Genomic DNA, 5,336 nt, shown 5'->3' with positions numbered 1-5,336 from the left:
TTTTGAGTTAAACCATCATTTTTACCTGCGAAATCTGGATCACTGGATGCAGGTTTGAATGCAAGATAGATATTCCAAAATAAACGTTTCCAAAAACGAGCTTTAGGGTTTTTATTATAGGCTCCTACCATTTCGTTTGTCAGGTCGACAACCGAATAAGTAATCAGTTTGACATCAGAATTTACTTTAAGTGGTAGAGTACCAAGTATGTATGCAGCAGTTGACCTTACGTTATAAGTTCGCTTTTTGTCATTCAAAACCTTAAGTAAAGCATCTACTACAATAGGGCGGCGTGCCAGGTTATCTGTGATATTCATGGCCCCTAATGCAAAAACCAGGCTGCGCTGATACCACATTTCCTGTTTGAGTGATTGGTCTAGTGCAGGAATGAGCGCCTCCGCGATTTTGATTCTTTGAGCATTTGAAGGGTCTCCAAGCTTTCCAATCCTGGCGATTCCGTTGGCTGCAATAATCTTCAGTTCAGTCGGTTGTTCTTTTGAAGCAATTATTTTAAGCAGAGGAACATAAGCCGGTAAATATGCGGTTTGTTTTGTTTTCTTGCGCAGGTTTTCATCCCTGAGATCAAGCTGTGAAAGCAGGACGACAGCGTTAAATCGAACCAATCGTTGATTATCAAATAAATCCTCAGCGTATTTAGTCAGTTCTTTCAGGTACAGTTCTCTTGCTTGATATTTACCAGATACTCTACCAGAAAACTGAATATCACGGAGGATATTCGTTCTCAGTTTATTAAGATCTGTAGGAGTGGGGTCTTTTTTTAATGGGTCCTGCTTCAGCGTCATTAAATAAAGTTTGAAACGGGCACCACTCGAGATGAGTTTTTTATCATCTTCGGAACTGATCGTTCCACCTCGAAGTTTTTTATCAAAATTAGAGAGGTTATCTTTTCGAAATTGAAGTGCCTCTGCAGGAGTCATCAATTCCTTGAGTTTAACAAGCCCTTGGTTTTGATTAGGAGCAGGCTGCTGGCCAAAAAGAAACGAACCAGCTGGCATCAGTATACTAGCTGTCAAAAGTGAAATGACTCTCAATCTGACAGACAGTATTCCAGCTGGTGAATTGGCCTGAGACGAGCATATGGATTGTCGCACGGAAAGTTCCTTCATTCAACGTTCTGCTCGAACCCCAGTTCGTAAAAAAACTTACGGGGCACTCTCGACTATAATAGGGAGCTTTACATTCAAGGAAATATTACACAAATAAGGCAAAAAACTCTATGGCAGCCGATTGAAATTCCTGTGAATAAATGCCGACCGCGAATATGGCTCCGAACGAAGCGGAATGAGGAGATGATTTACTAATTATCATACGATATACACAAAACACTTACCAATTAAATATGGCAATTAATGCTTACAGATACAAGGAATTAATTATGAACTCGACTTTGATAATAGGAAAAATCCCATATCATAATGCCAATTTCATAATGTCGATTTACACGTGATAATGTTATTATCTTACGTTATCGCTTTATCTTACGGGCTGTCAAGAATTTTCTCAATCATTCGTGACCGATTCTCTTGAGAAGACGTTTTGGCTAAAAGTACGAGTAGCGGAAATGTAGCAGATTAATTGTTCCCTCTCCGGTCTTGTAGCTTATCGGCATGATTTCACGGGAACAGCATGTTGTGGGAATGTTCAGTTCAGACCGAATCAAATAGTCCATCTGTAAGGGTTAGAGTGATTCAGACGAACTTTGTGTATCTGGCAATGAGCCAATAAACTGGATTATTTTATGACCGTTTTCTTTCAGAGTGAACTCTTTTTACAACATGATACCGGATCGCATCCCGAAAGTTCAGCAAGACTGAAAAAAGTAATGGACCGTATTTTGACGGAAGACATTACAGGTTTGTTAATATTTGATAAACAGGTCAAAGCGACTAGTCAGGAGATTCTGAGGGTCCACTCCTCAGATTATGTAGCTGATTTGAAACGATTCTGTGATGGAGGTGGAGGCAGAATTGAGGCAGATACGGTTGTTTCTTCCGAGTCGTTTGATATTGCTTGCTACGCGGCTGGCCATGCGGTTGAGGCTGTCAATCAGGTGATTCAAGGGCAGGCGCAGCGTGCATTTTGCGCCATTCGACCTCCAGGGCATCATGCGCTTTCCGACCAGGCAATGGGGTTTTGCTTGTTAAATCATGTTGCCATTGCTGCGCGACATGCCATTGAACAGCATCAATTAAATCGAGTACTAATTGTTGATTGGGACGTACATCATGGCAATGGTACACAGGAAATCTTTTATCAAGATGAGCAGGTTCATTTTTTTTCGGCCCACCGTGCACATTTTTACCCAAGTACAGGTACTGTCGATGAGACTGGGGCAGGTAAAGGACGGGGGACAATATGGAATTTGCCAATGGATTATGGGATTTCACGTGAAGCGTATTTCTCGAATTTTGAGAGGGTCCTGAATAACGCTGCACTCAGATGTCGTCCTGAGCTAATCCTGATCAGTGCTGGTTTTGATGCGCATAAGGACGATCCAATCGGTTCGTTAGGCTTAGAGAGCGATGATTTTGGGGAACTGACTCAGTTGGTCTTGAATGTGGCGAATGAATATTGTGATGGAAGAGTCGTCAGTTTGCTGGAAGGAGGATATAACCCAGAAAAACTGGCAGAGTCTGTAGTGAGCCATTTATACAAGCTCGGGGAAGATTAAGCCAGAGTGTATATGAGGTGTTTGGGGCGAGGCTATTTCTGATAAATCGGAAGATATCCCTTATCCAGTTGCAAAATCGTTGCGTTGATGGCAGTTGTATAGACGGGACCAACATGACCTTCCATCCAGGCGCCTGATGCTGATTGTTTGCGTATTATTTGCTGGCCTATATCCTTAATGTATTTTTCCCAATTTTTAGTATCGCCTCTATACATTACCTGTGCATAGTAAAAATGAGCATAATGCCAGTGGCCGAAATAGCGATTAGTATTTCCCCCAGGCCAGATATTCTTTCTGCAATATTCCAACATGTTTTTTAGTTGATCAGAGTCATACTCTCCCGCGTTGAATAAGGCTGCACTGGCAGCAGCTGTAATGGCAGGTCTGGCACCGCCTCCACGGATACTGTACTGGACGCCTCCATCTTGAGTGGTGCAATCCGCAATATATTTTTTGGCACGATCAATGATTTTTTTATCAACAGGGATACCAGCGTTCCGACAAGCACGCAGTCCCTGAACCTGTGTAATGCAGGTTGACCCTTCATCAAAATCATTACCATCTTTAGCAGAGACATAACCCCAGCCGCCACGAGTTGTTTGAGCGCCGGCACAGAACTCGACTGCTTTAATCAGGACTCTTTTCAATTCCTCTCGACGCTGAGAGTCCTCTTCTTCGCCATAGACTTGAGATAAAAAAACCATCGAATAGCCATGACCGTATGTGTAATGATAGTCGTTTTTGTACCCGATCAGTCCAGAACTCTGGCTCATTTCAAGTAGGTAGTCTACTGCATTTTTGATGTTTTTGGCATACTTGCCGCGGGTGGTTGTAGAACCCTCAGCCAAAAGCGCATTTCCAGCGAGAGCAGTCATTGCCACACGATATTGACCACCATTTGCTTCCCAATATCCTTGTCGACGTTGTTCTCTGGCCAGGAATGTCAGAGCATTTGAAATGGCCTTCTGGATTTTGGGGTCGCGTTTTTTTGCGTAGGTCAAACTTGGATCAGGCAGGATGAGCCAACATACTACCAAAAGAAAAGTCAGAACTTTTCGCATCAGGTTCTCCCTCTTTCAAGAGATTTCATCTATTGTAAAATTCAAGAGATGATAGAGGAACGTTCAGGACTGTAATCCGTCGTTTATGCGCGTCTGAACTTTCCGGTTATTAATCAGTTATTATTTATCAACCCATTCTACCGGCTGTGGTTCTATTTCGTCTAGAGGTCTATTTCCGGCATCTGCTCTACCACTTCCCTCAAGGCGGCTGGTGGCTTTGACTGTCATATTGTCATTGCAAAGAATTTGACAGCTCAATCGGCAGCCTGTTAATTCGCGGCCTTCAAGCGTATTTTTTTCTGCTAGTGTCATTTGAGCCGGTTCGCCTGTAATAAATTCAACACGGCACGTTGTACAGCGACCTGCACCACCACAAGCATGTAATTGATCGATGTGGGCATCATCGGTTAAGGCCAGCACCAATCTTTTTCCGGCTTCGACTTCAAATTCTCCTACATTTTCAACAGTCAGTTTTGGCATCGTTTCCTCAATCTAAAGCGGGGTTTGTTAGATTAGAATTCAGCTTACATCGAAAGATTTCGATGTTTGTTCGGATATGTGACTTAAGTATTATAGGAAACCGGATCAAAAAATTAAGTAGGCATTACGAATTCTCGTTCGGGATGAGAAACAGTCAGAACAGGACAAGGGGCTTTGCGAACCACTTTTTCGGCTACACTTCCCAGCAGCATATGTTTAATTCCAGTTCGACCATGTGTACCAATCACAATCAGATCGATATCTGTTGCCTTTGCATAACGTATAATTTCGAGAAACGGGGGGCCGACACTGATTTCGCGAACGACTTTCAGGTTCTCGGTTCCTGGTAGATCAGGCATCCCTTCCAGTTGTTTTTTGGCTAAATGTTGCATGTCAGCAACCAGATCATTCATAGAAGTCCCCATCATATTCGGTTCAGGGAACATCGCAACAGCATCTTGGACTACATTTAACAAATGTAATTCAGCATTAAATTGTTTGGCCATTTCACAACCATAGAGCAAGGCCTGTTCACCAAACTCACTGAAATCTGTAGGTACGAGAATTTTTTTGATCTCTAACATGGGTTTACTCCTGAAAACGTTTTAAGGCCCGTCTTCTCTTATTCTAGTGTATGCTCCAATATTTTTCAGTTTATCGGGGCGCTGTCTTATCTAATAAGATCAATATAACCACTTCGGTATTTTCCTGAAGGATACCGTTATCAGTAATAATCCATAAATTTTAACTAATTCCTATTATGAGCGCCATCTTTATATCTCAATTATCAGTGATTTTCGATCCATTGAAACCGGTTACAAATGATACGACCGTTAGAGTGAGAAAAAAAGAATTATCAATTACGACACTTGCATTTATGAGAAATCGTTTTAGCGAGAATAAACGGATGGTTGTTGAACCTATTCTAACTGATTTATCACTTTCATATATTATAAAAAGGCAGATTTAACCGATTTTTATTCCGTGTGACTTACCACATTTATGGAGTTTGTCAAATTTAAAAGTGGTATTTTAAAACGGTGCAAGTTGCACGACATGGAATGAGGAACTCAAGATGTCAATGAACTGTTCAAATATTGTCT

5 protein-coding genes are annotated in these 5,336 nt (G+C 41.8%); 1 reads left to right on the top strand and 4 read right to left on the bottom strand.

The annotated features are described in order from the left end of the window. The coding region (locus tag Q0668_RS14790; RefSeq protein WP_298866020.1) for a hypothetical protein at positions 1 to 1,052 on the bottom strand (1,052 nt) is incomplete at its 3' end. 707 nt (positions 1,053 to 1,759) lie between these two features. Between Q0668_RS14790 and Q0668_RS14785 the strand changes: the two genes are divergently transcribed. Next, positions 1,760 to 2,692 carry a histone deacetylase gene (locus Q0668_RS14785; RefSeq protein WP_298866018.1) on the top strand — a complete coding sequence of 311 codons (933 nt, stop codon included), beginning with the start codon at positions 1,760 to 1,762 and terminating at the stop codon, positions 2,690 to 2,692. A 32-nt stretch (positions 2,693 to 2,724) separates the two neighbouring features. Here Q0668_RS14785 and Q0668_RS14780 read toward each other — a convergent pair whose 3' ends face one another. From Q0668_RS14780 to Q0668_RS14770, 3 genes are all read right to left on the bottom strand, one after another. Then, complete coding sequence (locus Q0668_RS14780; RefSeq protein WP_298866016.1) at positions 2,725 to 3,753, bottom strand: prenyltransferase/squalene oxidase repeat-containing protein; 1,029 nt, start codon at positions 3,751 to 3,753, stop codon at positions 2,725 to 2,727. 120 nt (positions 3,754 to 3,873) lie between these two features. Beyond that, positions 3,874 to 4,233, bottom strand: coding sequence for a 2Fe-2S iron-sulfur cluster-binding protein (locus Q0668_RS14775; RefSeq protein ID WP_298866014.1), 360 nt, complete (start codon positions 4,231 to 4,233; stop codon positions 3,874 to 3,876). A 113-nt stretch (positions 4,234 to 4,346) separates the two neighbouring features. After that, a complete protein-coding gene (locus Q0668_RS14770) occupies positions 4,347 to 4,817 on the bottom strand; it encodes a universal stress protein (protein ID WP_298866012.1) in 471 nt (156 codons plus the stop codon). Between the last annotated feature and the right edge of the window lie 519 nt (positions 4,818 to 5,336).

The organism is uncultured Gimesia sp. (genome assembly GCF_937910335.1).
Classification (GTDB): Bacteria; Planctomycetota; Planctomycetia; order Planctomycetales; family Planctomycetaceae; genus Gimesia.
The sequence above is the reverse complement of the archived record's forward strand: the minus strand, read 5'-3'. Positions and strand labels throughout refer to the sequence as shown.